Origin of the sequence: Thalassospira povalilytica, assembly GCF_002844235.1 — a bacterium.
GTDB classification, from domain to species: Bacteria; Pseudomonadota; Alphaproteobacteria; order Rhodospirillales; family Thalassospiraceae; genus Thalassospira; species Thalassospira povalilytica.
Genome location: NZ_PGTS01000002.1, coordinates 200822 through 225606 on the forward strand (window position 1 = coordinate 200822; position 24785 = coordinate 225606).

General features: G+C 55.3%; 25 protein-coding genes, 2 tRNA genes and 1 riboswitch. Of the genes, 11 read left to right on the forward strand and 16 right to left on the reverse strand.

What is annotated here, in order from left to right; all coding sequences use genetic code 11:
• Positions 1–166: 166 nt before the first annotated feature.
• The 3 genes from CU041_RS05205 to CU041_RS05215 all read right to left on the reverse strand — a co-directional run bounded on the left by CU041_RS05205 (position 167) and on the right by CU041_RS05215 (position 2805).
• Positions 167–1120 (reverse strand): ABC transporter substrate-binding protein, encoded by a 954-nt coding sequence (locus CU041_RS05205; RefSeq protein WP_101246041.1) that lies wholly within the window; start codon positions 1118–1120, stop codon positions 167–169.
• Between the two features lie 78 nt (positions 1121–1198).
• Positions 1199–2011 (reverse strand): ABC transporter permease, encoded by an 813-nt coding sequence (locus tag CU041_RS05210; RefSeq protein WP_101246042.1) that lies wholly within the window; start codon positions 2009–2011, stop codon positions 1199–1201.
• Positions 2008–2805, reverse strand: a complete 798-nt coding sequence (locus CU041_RS05215; RefSeq protein ID WP_101246043.1) for an ABC transporter ATP-binding protein — start codon at positions 2803–2805, stop codon at positions 2008–2010. Before CU041_RS05215 ends, CU041_RS05210 begins: the two co-directional genes overlap by 4 nt.
• A riboswitch (TPP riboswitch) is annotated at positions 2796–2907 on the reverse strand. (Overlaps the previous gene by 10 nt.)
• 175 nt (positions 2908–3082) lie before the next feature.
• Between CU041_RS05215 and CU041_RS05220 the strand changes: the two genes are divergently transcribed.
• The 5 genes from CU041_RS05220 to CU041_RS05240 all read left to right on the forward strand — a co-directional run bounded on the left by CU041_RS05220 (position 3083) and on the right by CU041_RS05240 (position 5574).
• The gene (locus tag CU041_RS05220; protein WP_233433013.1) at positions 3083–4234 is read left to right on the forward strand and encodes an acetoin utilization protein AcuC; all 1152 of its coding nucleotides are present in this window, start codon (positions 3083–3085) and stop codon (positions 4232–4234) included.
• Positions 4231–4677 carry a DUF192 domain-containing protein gene (locus tag CU041_RS05225; RefSeq protein ID WP_068519285.1) on the forward strand — a complete coding sequence of 149 codons (447 nt, stop codon included), beginning with the start codon at positions 4231–4233 and terminating at the stop codon, positions 4675–4677. The genes CU041_RS05220 and CU041_RS05225 overlap by 4 nt, the downstream gene beginning before the upstream one ends.
• Positions 4678–4835: 158 nt before the next feature.
• Positions 4836–4912, forward strand: a tRNA-Pro gene (locus tag CU041_RS05230).
• Between the two features lie 144 nt (positions 4913–5056).
• Positions 5057–5350 (forward strand): ETC complex I subunit, encoded by a 294-nt coding sequence (locus CU041_RS05235; protein WP_068519286.1) that lies wholly within the window; start codon positions 5057–5059, stop codon positions 5348–5350.
• Between the two features lie 147 nt (positions 5351–5497).
• Positions 5498–5574 (forward strand) — tRNA-Arg (locus CU041_RS05240).
• Between the two features lie 89 nt (positions 5575–5663).
• On the opposite strand, the gene CU041_RS05245 is transcribed toward CU041_RS05240, so the two are convergent.
• The 5 genes from CU041_RS05245 to CU041_RS05265 all read right to left on the reverse strand — a co-directional run bounded on the left by CU041_RS05245 (position 5664) and on the right by CU041_RS05265 (position 10639).
• A complete protein-coding gene (locus CU041_RS05245) occupies positions 5664–6542 on the reverse strand; it encodes a MurR/RpiR family transcriptional regulator (protein WP_212733766.1) in 879 nt (292 codons plus the stop codon).
• 66 nt (positions 6543–6608) lie between these two features.
• Positions 6609–7547: an ABC transporter substrate-binding protein gene (locus tag CU041_RS05250; protein WP_101246044.1), complete on the reverse strand. Its 939-nt coding sequence runs from the start codon at positions 7545–7547 to the stop codon at positions 6609–6611.
• Between the two features lie 151 nt (positions 7548–7698).
• Positions 7699–8763, reverse strand: coding sequence for a FecCD family ABC transporter permease (locus CU041_RS05255; RefSeq protein WP_101246045.1), 1065 nt, complete (start codon positions 8761–8763; stop codon positions 7699–7701).
• Positions 8760–9773, reverse strand: coding sequence for a FecCD family ABC transporter permease (locus CU041_RS05260; RefSeq protein WP_212733767.1), 1014 nt, complete (start codon positions 9771–9773; stop codon positions 8760–8762). The genes CU041_RS05255 and CU041_RS05260 overlap by 4 nt, the downstream gene beginning before the upstream one ends.
• Positions 9770–10639 (reverse strand): ABC transporter ATP-binding protein, encoded by an 870-nt coding sequence (locus tag CU041_RS05265; protein ID WP_101246047.1) that lies wholly within the window; start codon positions 10637–10639, stop codon positions 9770–9772. Before CU041_RS05265 ends, CU041_RS05260 begins: the two co-directional genes overlap by 4 nt.
• Positions 10640–10918: 279 nt before the next feature.
• Here CU041_RS05265 and CU041_RS05270 point away from each other — a divergent pair, with 279 nt between their 5' ends.
• Both CU041_RS05270 and CU041_RS05275 read left to right on the forward strand, forming a co-directional pair.
• Complete coding sequence (locus tag CU041_RS05270; protein ID WP_212733768.1) at positions 10919–13144, forward strand: TonB-dependent siderophore receptor; 2226 nt, start codon at positions 10919–10921, stop codon at positions 13142–13144.
• Between the two features lie 185 nt (positions 13145–13329).
• Positions 13330–14733, forward strand: coding sequence for a hypothetical protein (locus tag CU041_RS05275; RefSeq protein WP_170310145.1), 1404 nt, complete (start codon positions 13330–13332; stop codon positions 14731–14733).
• 65 nt (positions 14734–14798) lie between these two features.
• Here the strand turns inward: CU041_RS05275 and CU041_RS05280 are convergent, their stop codons facing one another.
• The 4 genes from CU041_RS05280 to hisI form a co-directional block, all read right to left on the reverse strand.
• The gene (locus tag CU041_RS05280; RefSeq protein ID WP_324788715.1) at positions 14799–15467 is read right to left on the reverse strand and encodes a YitT family protein; all 669 of its coding nucleotides are present in this window, start codon (positions 15465–15467) and stop codon (positions 14799–14801) included.
• 205 nt (positions 15468–15672) lie between these two features.
• Entirely contained in the window at positions 15673–16503 is an 831-nt protein-coding gene (locus CU041_RS05285; RefSeq protein WP_068519293.1) for an aldo/keto reductase, read from the reverse strand.
• A gap of 337 nt (positions 16504–16840) precedes the next feature.
• Entirely contained in the window at positions 16841–18001 is a 1161-nt protein-coding gene (locus CU041_RS05290; protein WP_101246049.1) for a CobW family GTP-binding protein, read from the reverse strand.
• Between the two features lie 24 nt (positions 18002–18025).
• The gene (hisI, locus tag CU041_RS05295) at positions 18026–18424 is read right to left on the reverse strand and encodes a phosphoribosyl-AMP cyclohydrolase (protein WP_068519295.1); all 399 of its coding nucleotides are present in this window, start codon (positions 18422–18424) and stop codon (positions 18026–18028) included.
• A gap of 153 nt (positions 18425–18577) precedes the next feature.
• On the opposite strand from hisI, the gene CU041_RS05300 reads away from it, so the two are divergent.
• Genes CU041_RS05300 through CU041_RS05310 form a run of 3 tightly spaced genes read left to right on the forward strand, consistent with a single transcriptional unit; the run spans position 18578 to position 20677 of the window.
• Positions 18578–19054, forward strand: a complete 477-nt coding sequence (locus tag CU041_RS05300; RefSeq protein WP_068519296.1) for a Fur family transcriptional regulator — start codon at positions 18578–18580, stop codon at positions 19052–19054.
• Positions 19035–19883, forward strand: coding sequence for a zinc ABC transporter ATP-binding protein ZnuC (gene znuC, locus CU041_RS05305; RefSeq protein ID WP_101246050.1), 849 nt, complete (start codon positions 19035–19037; stop codon positions 19881–19883). The genes CU041_RS05300 and znuC overlap by 20 nt, the downstream gene beginning before the upstream one ends.
• Positions 19880–20677 (forward strand): metal ABC transporter permease, encoded by a 798-nt coding sequence (locus tag CU041_RS05310; protein ID WP_170310146.1) that lies wholly within the window; start codon positions 19880–19882, stop codon positions 20675–20677. Before znuC ends, CU041_RS05310 begins: the two co-directional genes overlap by 4 nt.
• A gap of 81 nt (positions 20678–20758) precedes the next feature.
• On the opposite strand, the gene metC is transcribed toward CU041_RS05310, so the two are convergent.
• On the reverse strand, positions 20759–21943 hold the full coding sequence (gene metC / locus CU041_RS05315; RefSeq protein ID WP_101246051.1) for a cystathionine beta-lyase: 1185 nt from the start codon (positions 21941–21943) through the stop codon (positions 20759–20761).
• 210 nt (positions 21944–22153) lie between these two features.
• Here metC and CU041_RS05320 point away from each other — a divergent pair, with 210 nt between their 5' ends.
• Positions 22154–23110 (forward strand): threonine ammonia-lyase, encoded by a 957-nt coding sequence (locus tag CU041_RS05320; RefSeq protein WP_101246430.1) that lies wholly within the window; start codon positions 22154–22156, stop codon positions 23108–23110.
• A gap of 196 nt (positions 23111–23306) precedes the next feature.
• Here CU041_RS05320 and rpmF read toward each other — a convergent pair whose 3' ends face one another.
• The 3 genes from rpmF to CU041_RS05335 are packed head-to-tail and all read right to left on the reverse strand — an operon-like array spanning position 23307 to position 24741.
• Positions 23307–23486: a 50S ribosomal protein L32 gene (gene rpmF, locus CU041_RS05325; protein WP_007090029.1), complete on the reverse strand. Its 180-nt coding sequence runs from the start codon at positions 23484–23486 to the stop codon at positions 23307–23309.
• A gap of 41 nt (positions 23487–23527) precedes the next feature.
• Complete coding sequence (locus CU041_RS05330) at positions 23528–24214, reverse strand: GNAT family N-acetyltransferase (RefSeq protein ID WP_101246052.1); 687 nt, start codon at positions 24212–24214, stop codon at positions 23528–23530.
• On the reverse strand, positions 24211–24741 hold the full coding sequence (locus tag CU041_RS05335) for a GNAT family N-acetyltransferase (protein WP_101246053.1): 531 nt from the start codon (positions 24739–24741) through the stop codon (positions 24211–24213). Before CU041_RS05335 ends, CU041_RS05330 begins: the two co-directional genes overlap by 4 nt.
• Positions 24742–24785 lie beyond the last annotated feature (44 nt).

Consider the following 24785-nt stretch of genomic DNA (forward strand, 5'->3'; position numbering starts at 1 on the left):
ATGTCTGTCACAAGGTCTGGTGACCAGAAGGTAAACGCAAGTGCCAATGACACGCTTCGTGAGTGGTGTCGCATGAAAAAGGCCGGAACGCGGGGGACACGTTCCGGCCTTCCTGAAACTTCCGCATCCACCGGGAAAGCGCTGCGGAAGCAGGGGGGACTGAATTTTATTCAATCACCGTGGCATAGGTTTCAAGTGCCGGGCTTTCTGCAATCAGGCCCTGCTGCACCATGTAATCGGCAAAACGCGCATAGCGGTTTTTATCAAGGGCGGCCGGACGCAGGGCAAAGCGCGGCAATGTATCGGCCCATGCCTTGATATTGAGTTCGTCATCAAGGTTCGGATAGGCCGCAATAAATGCCTTCCAGCTGTCATCGGGATGGTTGATCAGGTACTGCACGCCTTCTTCGAGGGCGGCGAGCATACGGGCAAAGCGCGGATCATTGACCTTGTCATTGCGTACGGTCAGGATCAGCTCGTCATAGGGCGGAACGCCTTCTTCCTCGACATAGAATGCCTTGCCCGGTTTGCCTTCGATTTCCATCTGATTGAGCTCAAAGTTGCGATAGCCGCCAATGATCGCGTCAACCTGTCCGGAATAAAGCGACGGCGACAGCGAGAAGTTCACATTGATCAACTCGACCTCATCCATCGACACACCGTGATTGCCCAGCATGGTGCCAAGCAGCGCATCTTCAAACCCGGCCAGCGAATAGCCGATTTTCTTGCCCTTAAGGTCCGCGATTTCCTTGATCGGGCCATCTTCAAGAACAATCAGGCTGTTAAGCGGGGTCGCAACCAGCGTACCAATACGCGTCAGCGGCAATCCTTCGGCGGCCTGCACATGAAGCTGGGGCTGATAATTGACCGCCACATCCCCCTGACCGGCAGCAACAAGGCGCGGCGGGGCGGACGGGTCGCTTGGTTCAATCAGTTCAACATCAAGATCATGCTTGGCAAAGAAACCCTTTTCCTTGGCAACGATCAGCGGTGCGTGATCCGGGTTTACAAACCAGTCCAGAAGAATGACCAGCTTGTCGGCGGCAAAGGCCGTTGAGGACGTGCCAAGAACCATTGCGCCCAATGCGGTCGCGGTGATCATGGATTTAAGGCGTGACATGGATGAACCTCCGTAAGATGCGCCAAATTATTTGTATGAGGATTTAAACCGCGGCCAATCGGGCAGCGGGGAATTGTATTACCGAACCGGTTTCAGGCTGTCGGGCTGCCAAGGCAGGGCGGCGCGCAAGATGCGATCGACAATGAAATATTGCGTGATCGAAAAGGCGCACAGGATCAGAAGACAGGCAAAAACCATATCAATCTGAACCCGGGCATTGGCATGCAACATCAAATAGCCAAGCCCGTGACTGGACCCCACCCATTCACCAATCACAGCCCCAATCGGAGCAACGGCGGTGGCAACCCGGAAACCCGATGCAAAGGCCGGAAGGGCAGCGGGCAGGCGGATATGGGTCAAAAGTCGCCAGCGACTGGCCCCCATGGTCCGTGCCAGATCAAGCCACCCGGTTTCGGTGCGGGCCAATCCGTCAAAGAAGGCCACAGTCACCGGGAAGAAAATGATCAGGGCGGCCATGGCAATCTTGGATGCCAGACCAAAGCCCAGCCAAAGAACCAGAAGCGGGGCCAGGGCAAAGAACGGAATGGCCTGCGACACCAGAAGGATCGGCATCAGCCAGAACCGAACCGGCGAAAATAGCGCCATCGGAATGGCGGCCAGCGTACCAAGTGCCGCACCGGCAAACAGGCCAATCACCGTTTCGGCGATGGTATATTGCGCGTGATCAAGCAAAACATCATGCCGGGCAATCAGGGTGGCCCAGACATCTGTGGGCGTTGGCAGCATGTATTTCGGCGCACCGGTAATCAGAACCAGCGCCTGCCATGTTGCAATCAGCGCAACCACAATGATCAGTGGCCGCACAAGCATAAGCCAGCGGCGTTCTGTCAGTGGCTTTTTATGGGGATGAGGATTGTTTTGAAGGCTCATGACACAGCCTCCGCACCATAATCCGTGCTGATATCTGCACCAAGTTGGCGCAATAATTCGGCCTGCTGGGCCAAAATGGCGGGGTCGGTGATGTTGCGCGGGCTTTGACCATCTGGTGTGATCGCATCGGCAAGGGTGGCCGGGGCACCCGACAGGACATGAACATGATCGCCAAGACGCAATGCTTCAAGCGGGTCGTGGGTTACCAGCAATACCGTCTTGCCGCGCAAAACCCGTGCGGCCAGTTCCTGCAACCGTAACCGATTGACCGGATCAAGGGCTGAAAACGGTTCATCCATCAGGACAACCGGGCGATCTTCCATCAGGGTGCGGGCAAGGGCGGCACGCTGTTTCATGCCCCCCGAAAGTTTGGCCGGGCGCAGATGGGCGGCATCGGTCAAACCGACTTCGGCGATCAGGTGTTCGGCGCGCGCATGATCGGGACGTTCGCCGCGAAGGACCGCACCAAGTTCGACATTTTCGCGCACCGTGCGCCAGGGCAAAAGCAAATCCTGCTGCGCCATATAGGCGATGCGGTTCCTAAGGATTCCGCCGTTAGAACAGGTGATGTTACCGCTAACATCGCCTTCGACCAGACCGGTAAGGAAGCGCAAAAGTGTGCTTTTGCCAACGCCGCTGGGACCGAGCAAACAGGTAAAGCTTCCGGCCCGAAGGGTCAGATCAAGATCATCAAAAATATCAACGCCGCCAAATGCCACACGGGCACCCGACAGATGGATATCGAAATTGGTTGGATTTTGCGCCTGCTGGGGCGCTTGTTCTGTGTCGCGCATTCGATCCTTCCTACGCCGGTCTTAACCGGTTCAGGTTCAAAGGGTCGTTCGGCAACACCGAACCTCTCAGCCGATTTACGATCGGCCCCCCCGGAGATGACGGGACTATGCGCAGTCAAAACGCGTCCGTCAAGTTTTGTGACAATTTGTGTCAGGCGCTGCGCGCGATAAAGAACGATGATCGATGTGTCAGATCGCTGTAATCAGCCCTTGCAGAATGGCGTGAATGCACGCAATGCTGTGGGGATCCTGCCGCTGAAATTGACTGACATCTGTTGTGACCATCTTGCCCGAAACCCTTCCTGATTATCGTCGGGGTGACATAACCCCGCGCATGATTGCCGCCGAAATTTACCGCGGGTCCAGTTACGGGCCGAAACATCCATTGGCGATCCCGCGGGTGTCGCTGGTGGTCGATATGGTGCATGCGCTGGGCTGGGTGGATGAAAGCACCTATTTGACGGGGCCGGTGGCAACCCCCGATCAACTGGCGCGGTTTCATGACCCGGACTATGTCGATGCCGTCATACAGGCCGAACGTGACCAGTCCCTTCCCGAGGAGGCCATGGTCCGGTATGGTCTGGGTAAAAATGGCAATCCGATCTATCCGGAAATTTTCCGGCGTCCGGCGACTGCGGCCGGATCATCGATCCTGGCAGCGCAATTGATTGCCGATGGCGGCATCATCCATCATCCGGCCGGGGGAACGCACCACGGGTTGCGGGATCGGGCATCGGGGTTTTGTTACTTCAACGACCCGGTTCTGGGGATTTATGCGCTTCTCGATTCGGGGCTTGAACGGGTGTTGTATGTTGATATTGACGCCCATCACGGGGATGGCGTGCAATATGCCTTTGCCGAAGACGACCGGGTTCTGACCGTTTCCATGCATCAGGAAGATTTATGGCCGAAGACCGGCACGATTGATGACGTGGCCGGGGGCATGGCCCGCAACCTGCCGATGCCGGGCGGGATGAATGACGACGAGATGCGGTTCGTTCTTTTTGAATATTTGATTCCTCTTGCATTAAGTTTTGCACCACAAGCTATTGTTTTACAATGTGGATGTGATACTCTTGCCGAGGATCCGCTTTCAAAACAGCTTTTGGGCAATCAATCGATCTGGGAAGTCGTGGGGGCGATGACCAGATTGGCGCCAAGAAGTCTTGTTCTTGGCGGCGGAGGATATAGTCCATATGGGGTTGCACGCTGTTGGTCCGGGGTGTGGGCGACCATTAACGGGATCGAAATACCACCTGTGTTACCCATCACAGCGGAAAATATCCTGCGTGTCATAAAATGGTCGCATAGTCGTGGCAGACAGCCGGCCAACGAGTTGTTTACAACTTTGGCGGATCCATGGCGGGGCGGCGCAATCCGGGACGAGGTCCGGGAACGCGTCAGAAGACTAAGAGGGTATGGGGTATGAAGTCGTTTATTCAGATGGCTTTGGTGGTGTGCTTTATCAGCGCAGCAGTGGTTGCGGGGCTTAATGCAAAGGCAACCGGATTTGAACGATCGCGCATTCTCGTCGATGGTGAGGTCTATAATGTCGAAATGGCCGTCACCCCGGAAGAACGATCGCGCGGCCTGATGTTCCGCACCGAAATGGCCAGTGATGCCGGGATGCTGTTTGATTTCGGCGGCGCACGTGACATTTCAATGTGGATGAAGAACACCTTCATTTCGCTTGATATGCTGTTCATTGATGCCAGTGGCACGATTGTCGGCATTGAGAAGCGCACGGTACCGCAATCGGAAACCATCATCCCGTCGCCAAAGCCGGTGCGTTTCGTGCTTGAGCTGAATGGTGGCTCGGCCGACAAGATGGGCTTTGAGGTTGGCGAAAAGGTCGAAGGTCTGCCGCGCTAGGGCGTTGTGGCCAACCCGCCCACAGTCAAAAGATCAATCAGCAATAGCAAGGCCGCAGACCATATCTGCGGCCTTTGGTTTTTGTGCATGTTTTTCGGAAAAAACGCATAATGCGGTCTTGCCCACCCGGCATTATGGTGCTAAATCCACATCCGCGTCGGGGAGTAGCGCAGTCTGGTAGCGTACCTGCTTTGGGAGCAGGGGGTCGCGAGTTCGAATCTCGCCTTCCCGACCATTTCCCTTTTTGTTGTCTGACGGTGATCCAACAGGATTTCCAATTCGCGACAAAAGGTGTAAAAGATGAAGTATTGGCAGGGGTTAGAGAGGCCCGTTAAACTGCCATAACCATCTTATCCCGACGGTCAAGACGAGGGTCCCGATGAAGGTCCGTGTTTATAAACCTGCCAAAAACGCCATGCAGTCCGGTCAGGCTGCGACCAAGCACTGGGTTATGGAATTTGAACCGGGTGCGAAAAAAGTCGCCGATCAGCTGATGGGATGGATCGGATCAACCGATACCCGTGGCCAGGTCCGCATGTATTTCGATACCCTTGAAGAAGCCCAGGCCTTTGCCGCCAAGCACAAGCTGATCGCCGATATCGAACAGCCCAAGCCGCGCAAGGTCCAGATCAAGTCCTATGCCGACAATTTCGCGTTCAAACGCGTTGTCTGATTGCGGACTGGCTGTTACCGGCTGACCATACCATCGGGGCGGGCATCCGCCCCGTTTCGTCTGACAGGGGACGTTAAACCCTGCAAACATGCCGGGCAGGCGACCAATGCCATGCCCCGGGGGATAAGCAAACCCCCCCCACCCAGCGGTCCCTTAGCTCAACTGGATAGAGCAACAGACTTCTAATCTGTAGGTTGCAGGTTCGAGTCCTGCAGGGATCGCCATTTTTCTTTTTTATCAATCTGTTATCCGAATATTTCGACCTTTCCGTGCCAGCCGCGCGCGTTCGTCGTCATGACAGCAGCGTTCGGTTTTACTTTTTCGGGCGGATGCGGTTGCGGATTTCAACGATGCGTTCAAGTGTGGCAAGCGGCTTGGCCGGATTGGCCGCAGCAAGGCCGATCATCATGGTTTCCAGGCAGCACATCATGGGGGCGTGCAGGGCGACCTGATCGCTTTTGGAACGCGGCAGGACGATTGCGGCTTCGGCGATTTTGATCAGCGGGCTTTTGTCGGATGTGACAATCCCGATCAGGGGAACCGACAGGCGTTCGGCCTCGGCAACGGTGGCGCTGGCTTCGCGATGCAGGCGGCCATGACCCAGCATGACAATCACGTCGCCTGGTCCGACCTCGATCAATTGTTCGGCCAATGATATGCCGGTGCGGTTCAATTCATAGGCGGGATAGCCGCTGCGAGAAAAAAGACGGGCGGCATAGGATGCGATGATGCCCGATGCCCCAATCCCCGATACACCGATCCGGTTGGCACCAGACAGCAGTTCGACCGCCTTGCGCATTCCGGCACGGTTGTGGGGCTGGCCCAGTTCGAGCATGGCGTTAAGCTGATCTTCGACCATGAAATCGATGGCGGTATCGGCATCATTGGCAACATCCGATGTTGTCGACGCCATTTTTGCGGTTGGTGAATTGGTGGCGATAAAGAAACCTTCGATGGTTTCCTTAAGATCGCGAAGGCCGGTAAAGCCGACCGCCTGAACCGTTCTGATCACCGTGGCATCGGATGTATCGGTGATGTGGGCGATCTCAAGGGCCGATTGTGACAGGGTCGCGCTCAGATTATCGCGGATATATTCGGCAACCAGTTGCATGCTGGGAGACAGGCGGTCTGCGCGGGCATTGATGCGTTCGGCAAAACGATCAACGGGATTTTCAGTGAAATTCTTGGACACGGGCTACTCCCGGTTTGATGAAGGATGCAACAGGCGGTGATGCCGGTGTAAGGCGGCGCACCGCATTCAGGATTTCGGTGCGTTTTCCGGTGATTTGGTCGTGGGGCCGTATGGCGGCCGGAAGCGGTCGGCAACAATGTGCGAGGTGATCAGGGCGGTCATCATCGACAGCGCGCCATAGGAATTCGAAATCGCGATTTCACGCGACACCAGGATATAGCGGCCGTCGCGGCAGGCCCGGAGGAAACGGCAGAAGTCGGGAAAGATATCGTTCATTGCCCCGATCTCGGCCTTGGCGCCATTGTTGCGGTCATCGCGGAACGGATCAAATATGTAATCGGCATCAAGATCGGGAAGATATTCCGGGCTTACCTGAAGGCGGCCGGAAGGGGCGATATTGTCAATCAGTGCGGGGAACTTGAACCCTGCATCGCGCAGCACCCGTCCCAGTGATCGATAGGTATGATAGATATTGATCTTGCCATTAAGGGGCTGAAGCACACTGACGGAGATGTCCGACGGGTTCAGATTGCGTTTCAGGGCGGCGATATTGGCCTGATAGCGGGCTTCTAGATATTTCAGGGCATCTTGCCGTCCGGTCAGTTCGGCGAGCTTTTGATACACATGGGGGCCACCCAGCCGCGCGGCATCAAGTGAAACCGTGGGTGCAATCGCCTGAAGCGGCTCGATTGCACTGGCCCGGCCCGGGGCGGTGATGATCAGATCGGGCGCCAGGGCGGTGATGGTTTCAAGATCAATCTCGGTCGATCCGATATAGCGGATGTCGGAATTGTCAAAATCCACCCCGGTCAAAAGCCGGGAAGACCGCAAATACGGCGTCCCGTCAAGGCCGATACGTCCGTGACTGGCGATTGGAAAAACGCCAAGTTCAATCAGCGGAATGGTGACATCCACATCATATAGCGAAATGATCCGCGTCGGATGGTCCGGCACCTCGACATCCCGGCCAAGGTCATCGGTGAATGTTTTTGCCTGTACGTTCATGCCCCACAGAAGGACTGCGACGAAGACGGCAATAGCAGCTCTGACCCGTCGGAATATGAAGTGAGGAGACAGGGGGAGCGGGGAAATGCGATCGCGCGCAACCGGGTGCTGATTGCATGAAAACACAACGGGTATTGCCATCAAGATCGTCCTAAAGTTCATCGCGGCGTTTCCAAAGCAGGATCAGAAGAACCGGCACGCCAATCATGGCAAGAACAATGCCGGCTGGCAGTTGCAGGGGTAAAAACGCAACCCGGCCAATGGTATCGGATGCCAGCAACAACAGCCCGCCCACCAGGGCGCTGGCCGCAAGAACCGATGCCTGGCTGTGGTTGCCAATGACAAGTTTGGTCAGGTGCGGGGCGATCAGGCCGATAAAGCCGATCCCGCCAATGGTCGAGACACATGTTGCCGAAAGCATGGTTGCCGCCAGAAGCTGGATCGCCGATGTCCGGCCAAGCCGTACACCAAGTCCGGTTGCGGTCTGTGCGCCAAGGGACATGACATCAGATGCCCGTGCGCAGCCCAGAAGCAGCACAAAGTTGACAAGCAGAAGTCCCGCTGCGACCGGGACAATATCCCAGGTGGCGGATGCCAGACTGCCGGTAACCCAAAGAAGCAATGGCTGGGCGTCGCTGGCGTCAAGGGACACAAGGATCATGGCCACCAGTGCTGATAAAAACCACGACAGCCCGATACCAATCAGCACAAAGCGCAGGTTCGAGGTCGATCGCGCGATGGCAACCGTCATTGCAGCCACCAGCAAACCACCAATCGTGCCCAGTACCGGATATGAAATGGCGGGCAGGGACGGGCCAAACAGGGTCAGGCACAAAATGACCAGAATGGATCCTTCGCGCACGCCAAGAAGCCCCGGATCCGCAAGGCCATTGCGGGTCAGTGACTGCATCGATGCACCCGAAAGCCCCAGCATCGCCCCGCACAAAACAGCAAGAACAACCCGTGGCAGGCGCAATTCGGTCAATATCGCCTGTGCTGTGGGGGATAATGTCACATCACCCGACATGACGGCGATCAGACCGGCTGGCAGGATATCCTGACTGCCCAGTGTGATTGCCCAGAATACCCCGGCAATCAGCCCCGATGCCGCAAGGACAAGGATGACGCTGCGCAAAATATGCAGACGCATTTCAAGGCGGCCGATCGTGATCTGGTGATAGCCGGTGGCACGGGGCTGTTTGAATGGCATGGTCATCGCAGCACCCTTGCCACCAGAATGCTAAAGACCGGTGCGCCAACAAAGGCGGTGGCAAGTCCGGTGGGAATTTCGTGGGGCAGCATCACAAGCCGGGCTGCCAGATCGGCAAGGGCCAGCAAGCCCGCACCACCCAATGCGACAAGCGGTACGGATAATCGATAATCGCTGACAAAGCGGCGCACCAGATTGGGTACAATCAACCCGACAAAGCCGATCGGACCTGCGATTGCGACCGCGATCCCGCAAAACAGGGCGGCGGCAATGATACCGATCAGGCGTACCCGCCGAACCGATATGCCAAGTCCGGTTGCCACATCATCGCCAAGTGCCAGCGCATTCAGGCAACTTGAAACATAAAGCGCGGCGATCACGGCTGGCACCAGTAACCAGGAAGAAGCCCAAAGGGTATCCATCCGGGCCCCGGCCAGATCCCCGACCATCCAAAGACGCACCTGATCAAGGGTGTCATCATCAAGAATAAGAATGGCCGATGTCACAGCAGACGCCAGCGCGGAAAAGGCAATGCCGCAAAAGGTGACCTTAAGCAACGTCATGCCCGATTTCCCGGCAGAGGCAAAAACAATCGTCGCCAGAAACAGCAAACCGCCACCGGTCGCGGCAATCAGCGGGCGGGCAATGCCGTCGGTGGCAAGGCCCATTGGGGCCGCTGTTGCCACAACAACCGCAAGTGTCGCCCCGGCATTCAGTCCCAGAATATGGGGTTCACCCAGCGGGTTGCGCAAAAGCCCCTGTAACAACAGACCCGAAAGGCCAAGACACGCACCGGTGATCAGGGCCGCGACAAGCCGTGGCATGCGAATGGTTTGAAGAACGCGGTGATCAAAACTGCCGGCATCAAAACCGTTTGCAAGGTCAAGCAGGCTGTCAAACCCGATCAGACGCGGCCCGACTATAAGATAAAGCGTTGAAATCAGGACCAGCATCGCAACAAGGCCAAGGATCGGACGCGATGCCATATGTACCCCCGACAGCCGTTCCGTTCTCACGGTGCACATCCGGTCGGGGCGGCATTTGATGGTGATGCGGATGGCAAGGCGTGATTGCCAGCGTTATGGCGCGGAATGAATACCGGGATGCCGGAATCCGGATCCACCAGCCGGATGACGTCGGTGGAAAAAACATCTGAAATCAGGTTGGCTGAACAGGATTTCGGATCATCGATTGTGCAATGTATTTTGCCGTCTTTAAGGAAAATCAGGTGATCGGCATATTGCATGGCAAAGTTCAGGTCATGCAGAACGGTGACGATTGTCCGACCGTGGCTGCGACACAATTCGGCAATCAGTTTCATGACATCGACCTGATAACGCAGATCAAGATAGGTTGTCGGTTCATCAAGCAGGATGATGTCGGTTTCCTGTGCCAGAGCCATGGCGATAAAGCACCGCTGACGCTGACCACCGGACAAGGCATTGACCGGTGTTTGAGCAAAGCTTGCGGTGTCGGTGATTTCCATCGCGTGATGAACGGCCTTCTCGTCGGCATTGCTCCATTGCCGGAAAAGTCCCTGATGGGGGTAGCGACCGCGCGACACCAGATCATAGACATTCAGGCTTTCGGGCAGGACCGGGCTTTGCGGCAGAATGCCCAGTTTGCGGGCGACATCACGTGTGGGCAGGGTATGGATATCCTTGCCGGCAAGGTAAACCGTACCCTTTGCCGGGGACATCAGACGCGACAGGGTCGAAAGCAATGTCGATTTGCCAGAACCGTTCGGCCCGACCAGAACCGTGAGCCGGTTTTGCGGAATAGACAATGATATATCGTGCAAAACCGTTGTTTCGCGGAATGCAGCATGCAGTTTTTCTGCTGCCAATGGGGCAGCATCGCGTGATGGAGCGTCTTTGATCATCGGGTGAGTCTTTGCGATTCCGCAGATTCCAAAAGCAAATGAGAAACATTTGCGACTGTAGTAGTCAAGAAACCAACGGTTATATTTTTTCACTTTTTATCGAAAACAGGGGTTATTTAGCGGTTTTCGACCGGTGTTTGATGGCATAAAAAGGTCGGAAACAGGCCGGTTTTGTGGCAATCGGTGAAACTAGGGTTTGACTACTACATAAATGACAATGATAACCACTCTCAAAGTAATTAAGAATAATTATTAACTGGAATTGTGAGTGTGGTTAGAATGAAGGTGCAACATTGTAAATTCGGGGCCTTGTTGCTGGCGTCGGTATCGATAAGCGGGGTGATGGTCAATCATGCCCGTGCCGCGGGCGAACAAGAAGCCGGCAGCCAGATCCAGCAGGTCGCTCAAGCCCAGCCAACCCAAAAGCAGTCAACCGACGAGACTGCAACAGCGGTAACGACCCAGCCGGTCACCGTGACAGCAAGCCAGCGAAGCGGGGATGGCGGCGATGCGGTTGACGGTTATCAGCCGGTCAGCACATCGGTGGCGACCCGAACCAAAACCCCGTTGATTGATGTGCCGCGGGTGGTCAATGTCGTCGGATCGCAGGTTATCGAAGATCAGGATGCGCGCAGCCTTGACGATGTTCTGGCCAATGTCAGCGGGGTGACGCAGACGAACACACTTGGCGCGACGCAGGATGCGATCATTCGTCGCGGATTTGGATCGAACCGTGATGATTCCATTCTGGTGAACGGGCTTAAGGTTGCCACACCGCGCAGCTTCAACATCACGGTCGATCATGTCGAAGTGGTCAAGGGGCCGGCATCGACATTATATGGCATTCTTGATCCCGGCGGGATGATCAATATCGTCACCAAGAAACCGCAATCCGAATTCGGTGGCGAGGTGAATACAAGCCTGACCAGTTTTGGCGGCGGCAATGCCGGGTTTGATGTGACCGGACCGCTGGTGGAAGACGGATCCCTGTCATTCCGGTTACTTGGCGATTACGAGAAAACCGATTACTGGCGCAATTTCGGGGAAACCGAACGCCAGCAAATCGCACCGTCCCTTCGTTGGGAAGGCGATGAAACCGACATTACGCTAAGTTACTTCCACGAAAAATACAGTGTGCCGTTCGACCGCGGGACCATCTTTGATCTCAATACCGGCAAGGCGGTCAATGTTGATCCGGAAATCCGCTTTGACGAGCCCTATAACGTGACCAAGGGCAAGACCGATATGGTCCAGTTCGAAGTCAATCAGGATCTTGGCGATGCGTGGGAACTTGGCTTTGATTACAGCTTCAGCCGTAACAAATATGCCGACAACCAGGCGCGTGTGCGGTCCTATAATGCCAGCACCGGCGATGTGACCCGGCGCGCCGATGCGACACAGGATTCAACCCTGATCAAGCATTCCGTGCGTGCTGACCTGACTGGCGAAGTCGAATTGGCGGGGCTGAAGAACGAGCTGCTGTTTGGCACGTCCTATGATTACAGTGATACGCTGCGTACGGATATGATCCGGTGTAGCAACGTCACCAATTTCAATATCTATAATCCGGTCTATGGCAATCTGGATGAATGTACGAACGTGTCGGCCAGCGACAGTGACCAGACCGAAACATTGTCGACTGTTTCGGCCTATGCGCGCGATGCCCTGCATCTGAATGACCAGTGGATACTGGTCGGTGGGTTGCGTGTGCAATATTACGACATTCTGGCGGGCAAGGGACGGCCGTTTGTGACCAACACCGAACGTTATGGTCAGGAACTGATCCCCAATGGCGGTCTGGTATATAAGGCAACGCCGCAACTGTCGCTTTATACCAATGTTGCCAAGACCTTCCGTCCGCAATCCTCGATCGGCAGCTATGTCGGCAATATTGCCCCGGAAGAAGGTATTTCCTATGAAGTCGGCACGAAATACCAGGTCGCCAATGGTCTGACGACCAACATCGCGCTTTATACCAGCGAGAAAAACAACGTCGCCTATTCCGAAGATGTCGGTGGCGAAACCGTGGTCAAGGCGGCGGGAACCGTGCGTTCGCGCGGGCTTGAAATTGATGTGGCCGGGGCGCTTACCGAAAATCTCGACATTATCGCAAGCTATGGCTTTACCGATGCACGGGTGACAAAGGACCCCGAACTCAAGGGCAAGCGTCTTGCCAATGTGGCCCGCCATACCGGGTCGCTGTTCCTGGCCTATGATTTCGGGACTGCGGTGCCCGGTGCAAGCAACTTCCGCGCGGGCGGTGGTGTCCGTGCGGTCGGTGAACGTCCGGGGACCAACACCAATACCTATGATCTTCCGGCTTATGCGGTTGCGGACATGTTTGCGTCCTACACGATTGATGCCAGCAACCCGATCACCTTCCAGCTCAATCTGAAAAACATCTTTGACGAGGTGTATTACACTTCCTCGATCGGCACCAACAATCTGGGTAACCAGATCGGGGAGCCGTTCCAGGCAATCCTGAGTGCCAAAGTCGAATTCTGACATTCGCACGCAAAAATCAGATTTCCAAAACGGGGCGTTCGCGCCCCGTTTCTTTGTTGGGCATCGGTTAAGCCTTATCCCCGGGGCAGCTTGACGTTGCAAAAGCGTAAACAATCATGGGTTGATTTATGCGTTTGTTATATTCATTATTTTTTGTGGCGATAATGCATCCGGGGGGACTTGAAATGCGCGGGGTTGGATTACTGACTTTACTGCTGCTTGCAGGATGTGCGGGCTTACCGGCTGGCAACCAGTCCCCGGTGCAGGGCGCAGGCGCGCCAGGTGCTGAGACGCAACAGGTTGCAGGTGGTGGCCAGGGTAACGGTCAAGGTGACGGCCAGGGTAACGGCCAAGGTGGCGGCCAAGGTAACGGGGGGCAACAGCAACCGGCAGCAGGCGGGAACGGGGATGCCGGTTCGCGTGCCGCGACCAGTAACGTTTTGAACGTAACACCCCACATTCTTGTCGAACGCCAGAGTTCCGGTGCGACGATCGGTTTTTGGGACGATACTTATACCCGGGTGCGAGTGACAGCCGTTGCATTGGGAAGCGGTGGTGGAACCGGTTCCGCGGCATCGGTTGTGAATCGCGACTATGACGAGGAGCGTCGAAATGCGATTGCGCGTTTCTTTGTTGGCAAGACCCTGTCGGCAAATCTGACCTTCCGTGTTGATATTGCCGGAGAACGACCAGCCTATTCGGCGGTTATTCCGGTGGTCGCAATGTCACATACCAGCAACAGTGAGGTTGGCGAGGCATGGTCAACCGATATTTATGGCCAGTCGGTCAATAAGCTTGTGCGTATCCGGGCCGGGTCACGCGTCAGCATTGCGGTCGAACTGGCACGATCCAGAAGTGCCGACAGCCAGATTGTGCAAAGTGCTTTGAATGTTGCGCGCGAGGCAACAAAGGTCATTTCACCTGAATCCGATCTTTTGACCACCTTCACCAAGAATTCGGTCGACAAGGAAGCGCAGATTTGGGACAGCGCCCTTGGAAAACTGTTTTCGCTTAGTCTGAGTGAAAAAGTCCTGTCTGACAGTTTGCTTCAGGAGTTCTCGCCAGACATGCCGATTGTCTCGGTCAAGTTGAGGTTGCCCAAAGACCTTGATAGCAATGGCCTCAGAGACGCACTGGATGTCGGGGAATGGCATGTGTCGCTTGATTGTCCGACCCGTTCGCTTTTCATTGCGGCAAAAAGAGTGACCACGGGCAATAACAAGGTTTCCTGTCAGGAGCAGGTCGAAAGCCTGCCGACGGATTTCAAATTGGCGCCGGAGCGAGTTTTGAATTATCCGTTATCTGAAAACAGCACGATTTACAGCTATTTGCTGGCGTCAACAGAGTTCAGCACAAGATTGCAGGATGTTGCCGCCGCCAGTGGGGCTGAACTTCCGACCCAGGCGAAAAAATTGTGCTCGGTGGTTCTCGATGCCGGGGAGGCGCTTGGGCTGACGCGGATCGACAGCAATCTTTTGCTTTGGGCTGTTGCCCAACGGTTGCCGATTGCGTCCAAGGCAACAGACGTTCAAACAGCCTGTGCCGACAGTCGTCAAACAATTCGTGAATTGATCACGCCGTCGTCTTAGGCCCAACGGTCAACCCAACAGTAAGCCGGTCTTGGAAGCGCTTGGAGACGCTTGGAGGCAGCAGATTACCTTGCCGCCAAATACCGCCCCGGGCGATGGTTGAGCGCGATAATCAGGTTAAGGACCACTGCACCCAGGATGGAAAGCAGTACCTTGTCAAAGGGCAGGGTCAGAAAGGCGATAATCAGGATCACCATATCGACGGCAAGCTGGAAGTAACCGGCGCGGATGCCGAAATGTTCCTGCAGATACAGGGCAAGGATATTGATCCCGCCAAGCCCCGCACGGTGGCGAAACAGCATGAGAAGGCCAATCCCCATCAGCGCACCGCCAGAGATTGCCGCATAGACCGGGTTGAGCATCTGAAAATCAACCAGCATCGGGGTCAGTTTTGAAAAGCCCGATACAAGGCCGACGGCGATAAAGGTTTTGAGCGTGAAGGCAATGCCCATGCGCTTGAACGCCAGCCAATAGAAGGGCAGGTTGATCACAAAGAAAATCAGGCCAAAGGACAGCCCCGTCGCATGTTCGATCAAAAGCGCCGCCCCGGCTGTACTGCCGGTAACCAGAACGCTTTCGCTATAAAGCGTCACGCCAAGCGATACCACCATTGTGCCAAGCAGCAAAGCCAGCACATCTTCGTAAAGGCGATGGGAAATATCGTCCTTTTTCGACGGTGCCTGTGTGGCGGTGGATACGTTGGTATCGGTCATCGTTGCGTTGGTTTGGGCCATGTCGGACAACAGTCTTTTGTCTGATGAATAGGATCAATTTACGCTTTTCGCATGTGCGAAACAAGCTGGCGTTGCAATGCAATGTCAATTCGCCCGTTTTTGATATTGCCGTGCAGGCCAACGCAAAAGACCGGCCCGAAAGGAGCCGGTCTTGGCAAAATCATGCGCGTTATTGTGCGGAATGGTCCGCGCAACAGCGTTCCGATCAGGCGGCTTCGTCCCATTTCGGAGCAAAGGACGGGTCAATCATGCGGCCATCGGGTTTTGACAGGTTGTTGATTGCCGCCATGTCTTCATCGGACAATTCAAAATCAAAGATATTGAAATTGGCGGCGGCATTTTTCGGAGAGCCCGATTTCGGGATCGCCATGACGCTGTCTTGCTGCATCAACCAGCGCAAGGTGACCTGAATGCCGGATTTGCCGTATTTCGCACCGATATCCTTAAGCACCGGGTCATGCAACACCGTCCCGCGTGCAATCGGGCAATAGGCGGTCAGCAGCATGTCATGCGAACGCAGGTTTTCAAGCACCCGGGACTGATCAAGATAGGGGTGATATTCGACCTGGTTGACCGTCAGCGGAATGTTGCTGAGCGACACGGCCTTGTCGATCAGAGCAGTCGGGAAGTTCGAAATCCCGATCAGGCGCGTCATGCCAAGGTTTTTGACTTCGTTAAGGGCGGCCAGCGTTTCGGAAAGCGGGACTTCGTCGGTCGGCCAGTGCAAAAGCAGAAGATCGACATGGTCAAGATCAAGCTTGCGCAGGCTTTCAACGACCGACGTTTGCAAATCGCCGCTTTGGAACTTGTCGTACCAGACCTTGGTGGTCAGGAAATAGTCATCGCGCGCAAGACCCGATGCCTTAAGACCGCGACCAACGCCTTCTTCATTGTGATACATCTGGGCGGTATCAAAATGGCGATAGCCGATTTTGGCGGCCTCTGCGACCATTGTTGCCGCGTCATCATTATTGAGTTCGTATGTCCCAAATCCGAGGGCCGGAATTTCGATACCCTGCCAGTTCCGGTAAATCATGATGTGTTACCCCCTCTGTGTTTGATTGTTGTAATTGTGGCTGCTGTCATCGTCCTGTTCAAATGACGATCAGGTGTCAATTATGCGCTAACATGCGCCAGATTTAGTGCAATGCAACCAAACCGCAACCTGTACGGTTGGATGAAGTGCGCTGTTCAATGGGGAAGGACGTGCGACAGATGTCTTTGTGTCAAAAGACATTTTTGAAAAGAAAAAGGGCGACCGGGTATGTCGGGTCGCCCGAAGTTCAGGACTTAGAGTGAGGCTGTATCAAGCCAAGATCCAATCTGCACCTGAAACGGTTCGATATCCTTGATATGGCTCAAACCGGATCAACTTATGATGTTGGTGCTGTGTTCCCGGTTTCGCTGACCGCCGCATTGAGGTGATAAAGGGACTCCCGAATGACCTGGGGACCGAGATCCTTGGTGATGAAAACGATTTTTGATCGATGGTCATCACTGGGCCAGGCCGGAAGCGATGCGGGCGGATGGAAAACATGCTGGACGGCGTGAATGGCGACCGGGGCGTCTTCACCGACAAGGTTCAGGATGCCCTTGACGCGCAAAAGGCTTTCGCCGCGCATCTGGGTAAAAATCTCGGCCCAGGTGACAAAAGCATCCCAATGCAGCGGTTCGTCAAAGGTGATGCAGAATGACTGAATGTGATCGTCATGGCGGTTCACATCGTGGTCGTGACTATGATCATGACTGTGGCCGTGATGATCGTGACCGTGGTCATGTGCATCATCACGGGAATGGTCGTGATCGTGGCTGTGTTCATGGTCATGGGGCTCATCCCCGTGATGGTCATAGGCCTCGTCACGCAGCCATTTTTGCACATCCATGCTTTTGGTTTCGGGATCATAAAGGCCGGCGTTGAACAGTTTGGATACCGCGATATCGCCATTGATCACCTGATAGATCGGGGCGGCGGGGTTCAGGGCACGCAGGCGGGCTTCAAGGGCGGTGCGCGTCGTATCATCGGCCAAATCGGATTTGGTCATCAGGATACGGTCGGCGACGGCGGCCTGTTTGACGCTTTCGGGGTGCTGGTCAAGCTGCCCGGACCCATGGATGGCATCCACCGTGGTCACAACGCTATCAAGACGGAACTTGGTGGTCAGCAGCGGATCGGTCATCAGCGTATGAAGGATCGGTGCCGGGTCGGCAAGCCCCGTGGTTTCAATGATCACCCGGTCAAAGGCCGGGATTTCGCCACGCGTGCGTTTGACAAACAGATCGCGCAGACCCGAAATCAGATCACCGCGCACCGAACAGCAAATGCAGCCGGAATTCAGCAACACCACATCTTCGGAGACTTCGCGCACCAAAAGGTGATCCAGCCCGATTTCGCCAAATTCATTGATCAGGACGGCTGTATTGTCCATGCCGTCCTGGGTCAGAAGGGCATTCAGAAGGGTGGTCTTGCCGCTGCCCAGAAAGCCGGTAATGACGGTGGTGGCAATGCGTTCAAACTGTTCGTCGGAAATGGCCATGTCGTATATGTCTTGTTTTCTGTCTTATTTCTTGCCGTACAATTCATCGACCGAGACTTCCGGTTCGGAAATCACGACTTCCTGTCCATCGCGGGCGGCGAAATAAAAACAGTTGCGACGCCCCGTGTGGCAGGCAACGCCAAGCTGGTCGACCTGTACCAAGACGGTGTCCTGATCGCAGTCATAGCGGAAATCGACAAGTTTCTGCACCTGGCCGGAGCTTTCACCCTTGCGCCAGAGCTTGCCGCGCGACCGCGAGAAATAGCACACCCGACCGGTTTCAAGGGTTTCAAGCACCGCATCACGGTTCATCCACGCCATCATAAGGACTTCACCCGTGTCATGCTGCTGGGCGATTGCCGGGATCAGGCCGTTTTCGTTGAATTTGAGTTTATCGGCAATTTGCGGGTTGGCAGCCGTCATGGGGATGCTCCGGTCGATGAAGGTTGACTTTTTATGTTCGGCACGTCAGAAAATGATATATTATAACATTTCATCAGATGCCATGGCTTTTTGGCGCTTTTGGGAAATCAATTGGATCAAAAGCGTTCAGCCAGCGAGACGAGATATCCAGATATGAGCGATCTTTTCCCGAAAAAGGGCCACGATCACGACAGATGTGTGCATAGCGCACTTGCGCAGGCCGAAAAAGTCTGTGATGCGGAAAATGCACGCTTTACCGATATGCGCCGCAAGGTCTTTACCCTGATCTGGCAATCGCACAAGGCCGTGACGGCTTATGAGCTGCTTGATGCGCTGACTGCCGAAGGGCAGCGCGTGCAGCCGCCAACGGTCTATCGGGCGCTGGAATTCCTGACCGAACTTGGTCTGGTGCATCGGATTGAATCGCTTAATGCCTATTTCGGCTGTGACCGGCCCGATTGTGAACATCTGGGGCAGTATTTCATCTGTACCGATTGTGGCCGTGTGGCCGAGGCCGTGAATGAAGACATGAGCAATGCCGTGCGCAAGGCCGCACGTGGTGTCGGTTTCACTATCGAAGCAACCACGGTCGAGATCAAGGGGCTTTGCCATGACTGCGCCACTCATTGAGGGGCGGGGGCTTACCCTGTCATTCGGGGGCGAGCGGGTTCTCGATCAGGTATCAATCTCCATCCGTGCAGGCGAAATCATTACCCTGATCGGGCCAAATGGTGCAGGCAAATCGACACTGGTCAAGACATTGCTGGGCTTGCAAAAGCCCGATAGCGGTGATGTCATCCGCAAACCGGGCCTTCGGGTGGGCTATGTTCCCCAAAAGCTTGCAATTGATCAGGTTTTGCCGCTGACAGTGAAGCGTTTCCTGACCCTGACACGGTCGGCAAGCCGTTCAGATTGTGAACAGGTCCTGGCACAGGTTGGTGCAACCCATGTGATTGATGCCCAAATGAGCAGCCTTTCCGGTGGCGAGGCCCAGCGTGTGATGCTGGCGCGCACCCTTTTGCTGCGTCCTGAATTGCTGGTACTTGATGAACCGACGCAGGGGGTCGATGTCAGCGGGCAGGCCGATTTGTATCGCCTGATTGATGAAATCCGCCGTGAACTTGATTGCGCGGTTCTGATGATTTCCCATGATTTGCATCTGGTGATGGCCAAGACCGATCAGGTGGTCTGTTTTAACCGTCATGTCTGTTGTTCGGGGCAACCCGAAACCGTGCGCCAGCATCCGGAATACCGGTCGCTGTTTGGTGTGCGTGAAGCCGATGCAATCGGTATCTATACCCACGAGCATGATCATGAACATGATCTTTCCGGGCATGTTGTTGGGGGATGTGGGCATGATCATTCGCATGATCATTCCCATCACCATCACGACGACCATCGACACCACCACCATCATGGCGATGCACATGCGCACAAAGAGGCAGACACAGCAAAATGATCGATGATTTCCTTTTGCGGGCCATTGTTGGCGGGGTTCTTCTGGCTTGTGTTTGCGGTCCGTTCGGGGCGTTTATCGTCTGGCGGCGGATGGCGTTCTTTGGCGATATGTTGGCTCATTCGGCGTTGCTCGGGGTTGCGCTTGGCCTTCTGATCGGGGTGGATGTGCGGCTTGGCATGATTGCCACCTGTCTTGCCAGTGCACTGCTTCTGGCCTATGGGCAGCGGCAATCAAAGATCGGCAGTGACACGGTTCTGGGCATGCTGGCCCATTCGACTTTGGCGTTGGGCATGGTGGCGCTGGCCTTTGTCCAGGGTGTTGCCGTCGATATCATGGCCTATCTGTTTGGCGATATCCTTGCCATTACCATGGGCGATATCTGGCTTATGGCCGGTGGCGGGGCATTTGCCATTGCCGGTCTGATCTGGATGTGGCGGCCGTTGCTGGCATTGACAGTCAGTCCCGAAATTGCCGCGGCCGAAAGCATTCCGGTCGAACGTTTGCGCCTTATTTTCATGTTGCTGATGGCGCTTGTCATCGGCTTGGCGATCAAGATTGTCGGGGTGTTGCTGATCACGGCCCTTCTGATTGTGCCAGCCGCCAGTGCGCGGTTCTTTGCCAGAACCCCCGAACAGATGGCGATTGGTGCGGCATTGTTTGGTACGGGTGCGGTTCTGGCGGGGATTGCCATGTCATGGCATGTGGATACGCCTGCGGGGCCCAGCATCGTTATTTCAGCGGCAGGTTTGTTTGTGATCAGTTCAATCGTGATGATGGGGTTGCGGCGTTCCTGAAATGCCATACCCGACAGAATTGGCTTTAAAGAAAACGGCGCGGAAGTTACCGCGCCGTTTGTTGTTTGGGGCAAACTCGATTCAGGCGGATTTCAACCGTTCGAAACCGGCTTCAAGATCGGCGATCAGATCATCAGGATCTTCCAGACCGATATGAAGGCGGATCAGTTGGCCTTCTTCGTCCCATTTGGTGGCGGTGCGGATTTTGGTCGGGTCCGATGGCAGGATCAGGCTTTCAAATCCGCCCCAGCTAAAGCCCATGCCAAACAGTTCCATATGATCGACCATATTGGCCAGTTGCGGCTTGGAAACCGGTTTCATCACAAAGGAAAACAGGCCGCAGGCGCCTGAAAAGTCGCGTTTCCAGATGGCATGGCCCGGATCATCGGGCAGGGCCGGGTGCAGAACGCGTTTGACTTCGGGGCGCGATTGCAACCAGTTGGCGACTTTAAGGCCGCTTTGATGATGCTGTTTCATGCGCACGCCAAGGGTGCGAAGACCGCGCTGTGCGAGATAGCAGTCATCAGGGCCAATCGCGTCACCGGAAATGATGATCTGTTTTTTGATGGTCAGAAGGTCTTCTTCGGTGGCGGTCGTAATGGTGCCCATCATGACATCCGAATGACCGACGATATATTTGGTGCCGGCCTGAACCGAAACATCGACCCCCAGTTCAAACGGACGGCACAAGATCGGAGACGCCCAGGTGTTATCAAGCAGCACCTTGACACCACGCGTATGGGCAGCATCGGCAATCGCCGGAATGTCCTGCATCTCGAAAGTCAGGGAGCCGGGGCTTTCACACCAGACAAGCGCGGTATTGTCGCGGATCAGACCGGCAATATCCGCCCCGATGGTCGGGTCATAATATTCGGTTTCAACCCCGAACTTCTTAAGGAAGGTGTTGCACAGATTGCGAGTCGGATAATAGGTGCTGTCAGTGACCAGAATATGATCGCCCGGTTTGACAAAGGCCAAAATCGAATTGGTGATGGCAGCCACCCCCGATGACACACAAAGCGTGCCAAAGCCGCCTTCAAGTTCGGCAACCGCCTCTTCGAGCAGGAACCGGGTCGGGGTGCCGTGACGGCCATAGGTGACTTTGCCCGGTGCAGACGCACCTGCCTTTTCCAGTTCGGCAAGGCTGTCAAACAGGATGGTCGATGCGTGCAATACAGGCGGGTTGACCACGCCGTGATACTGACTGGACCGGCGTCCGGCGTGAACCAGTTGGGTTGCCGTTTTTTTGGGGCTTTTGGCGGACATTGGTGGTGCATCTCCTTGATCGTCTGGCTGGCACATGGTCGTTTCATGCCGCTTTATTAGGGTTAAGACAAACCATCTTGGCGGGCGTCCTTCAAGGATTTTTGCGCAAAAGTCATTGTGAAATCAGTGATCCGGGTTATTTCTGTCAAATGCCTTGTTCGGGAAATCCTTCTGCCGGGGCATCAAATAACGATTTCAAATGGGGGCCCCGTGATCGATCTTCAGGATTTCCGTGCTGCGCGCCGCGCAATTTCAGACCATATGCGCTTGACGCCGGTTTTCGCGGCCGGAAGCTTTGCCGACAATACGGCTTTTGGCGGTGTTAAACATATGCCGGAGCTGTTCCTGAAGCTTGAAAACATGCAGGTCACCGGTTCTTTCAAGGCGCGTGGCGCCATGAATGCGGCACTCGCCCTTGATGCCGAAAAAAGATCGGTCGGGCTTTGCACGGCATCGGGTGGCAATCACGGCATGGGGGTGATCCATGCAGCGCGGACCCTTGGTGTGCCGGTCAAAATCTTTTTGCCAACCAATACCCCGAAGCCGAAAGTCGAAAAGCTGCGTGCGCAGGGCGTGGATGTTGCCCTGATCGGGGCGGTCTGGGATGACGCCAACCGGGCTGCAATGGACCATGCGCGTGAAAGTGGCATGGCCTATATCCATCCCTTTGCCGATCCCAAGGTAATTGCAGGGCAGGGCACCATCGCGCTGGAGCTTCTTGAGCAGCAACCTGATCTTGATACGCTAGTTGTCGCAATTGGCGGCGGCGGGCTGATTTCCGGTGTGGCAACGGCGGCGCGCCTGTTGCGGCCATCGATCCGGGTGATCGGGGTGGAACCCACCGGGGCTGCCACCCTGTTTGAAAGCATCAAGGCCAACGAAGTCGTAACCTTGCCAAGCGTGAACACAGCGGCCACCAGTCTGGCGCCGCGTCAGTCATCGGCCCTGAATATCGACCTGATTGGCAAGAATGTCGATCGCATCGCCCTTGTCAGTGACGAGGAAATGCAAAAGGCGGCCAGCTGGCTTTGGAAGGATTTGGGGATCGCAGTCGAACTTTCGGCTGCTGCCGGGATTGCCGCGATCATGACGGACCGTCTGGGGGTGGATGATCCGGGCCGGGTTGGTGTGATCATCTGTGGCACCGGAACCGACGGCATCAAGTAGGGCGAAATCGCCATATGCTGATCATGCGACGGGCAGGGTGTATCCTTGCCCGTTTTTGTTTGTGTGTTGGGCAAATAAAAAGGGATGAAACCGTTGGGCTTCATCCCTTTTTAAACCAGACGCCATCTGAAATCAGGTGGCGCGGAATTTTGTAGCGTCGCAAACCGCCAAAGAGCAAGAGCTCTCCGGGACGGAATTACATCTTCGGCTCGACCACCTGACGACCACGGTACATACCGGTGTTCGGGTCAATGTGGTGCGGGCGATGCAGTTCGCCGGTCTCTTTGTCTTCGCGGTACGAGCCCTTGGCGAGCTTGTCATGCGAGCGACGCATGCCCTGACGGGACTTGGTCACTTTTTTCTTTGGCACTGCCATGGGTCATCATCCTCTGGCTTGGGTAAACTCAGGCGCGCTTGTTACCTTGCGCGGTCGGGAAAGTCAACGACCAAAGTTCCAGAATCTGCATTATTTGCATTTTCCGGCCCACTTCCGGTATCAGGCGCGTCACCACCAGATTGGCCATCACGATCAACATGATGATCAATATGCGGGATCAGCCCGACATCGCGCGGATCGTCAACAATATCCGTTCGCTGGTCGTATACAACAAAGCCTGCCTTTTGGTAAGCCCCCAATGCACTTGGATGATCAAGTGTGCAGGTATTTACTGTAATCCGCGATGGTTTGAGGCTCCAGGCCGTGTCAATCGCCCAGTCCAGCAAGTATTTGCCAAAGCCTTTGCCAATGAATTGCGGGATCAGACCCATATAATGCAAGTCAATGACCCCGTCATTTTCAAGGCCGGTCAGATCAAGCTCGCAATAGCCTGCCGGCACACCGGCGACATACAGCACATACACATGGGTATGCGGGCTTGCCAGGATCGGGGCCAGTTCATCATCGCTCATCAGGCGGCGTTGCCACCACAACCACGGTTCACCGACCGTATTATAAAGGTAGCGGTAAAATGACAATGTGGGGTCTTCGGCCCGGATGACCGCGACCTTGCCCGGTGGGATGATTGCCGGCGGGCGGTCAGGCGGGCTTTGCATTTCAAGGAAGCTTACAACAACTTCCAGCTTGCGCGGATTGGATGGGGTCATTGGTCTAAACTCTTGCGCATGATCATGTTTTGACTGTTGTCCGTTGTTTCCGGACGGGTGGCGTTGTCATGCCAGTCATAGCCGAGTTTGGCGTAAAAATCACCCGCTGTGGCATTTTCGATAGTGACACGGACTTCTGACAGGCCGCTGGCGCGCAGGATATCTTCGGCCAGGGTGACAAGTTCGCGCCCGATGCCAAGATTCTGCGCATCCGCTGCAATGGCCAGATAATGGATCCAGCCATGAAATTCATCATGACCAGTCATCATGGTGGCGATGATCTGGCGGGTTGACGGGTGGCGGGCGATGATCAGGCTGCCATGATCGGCATTGATGCAGTTCTCGATATCCTGCCTGGCGTCGCGAATGGCGGGGATCAGGCCGGTTGCAATCCACAATGTGGTGATTGCTGCGATATCGTCGCGGGTTGGGGATTTAAGCTGCTCAAGAATGATGCCTGCTTCGTCACCGGGTGTTTTCCGACCGGGGTCAGGAAAACCGGAACCAAATTGTGACGCAGCAGGCATATCAAACTTTCGATGCTTTAAATCACGATACTTTAAATATGTGA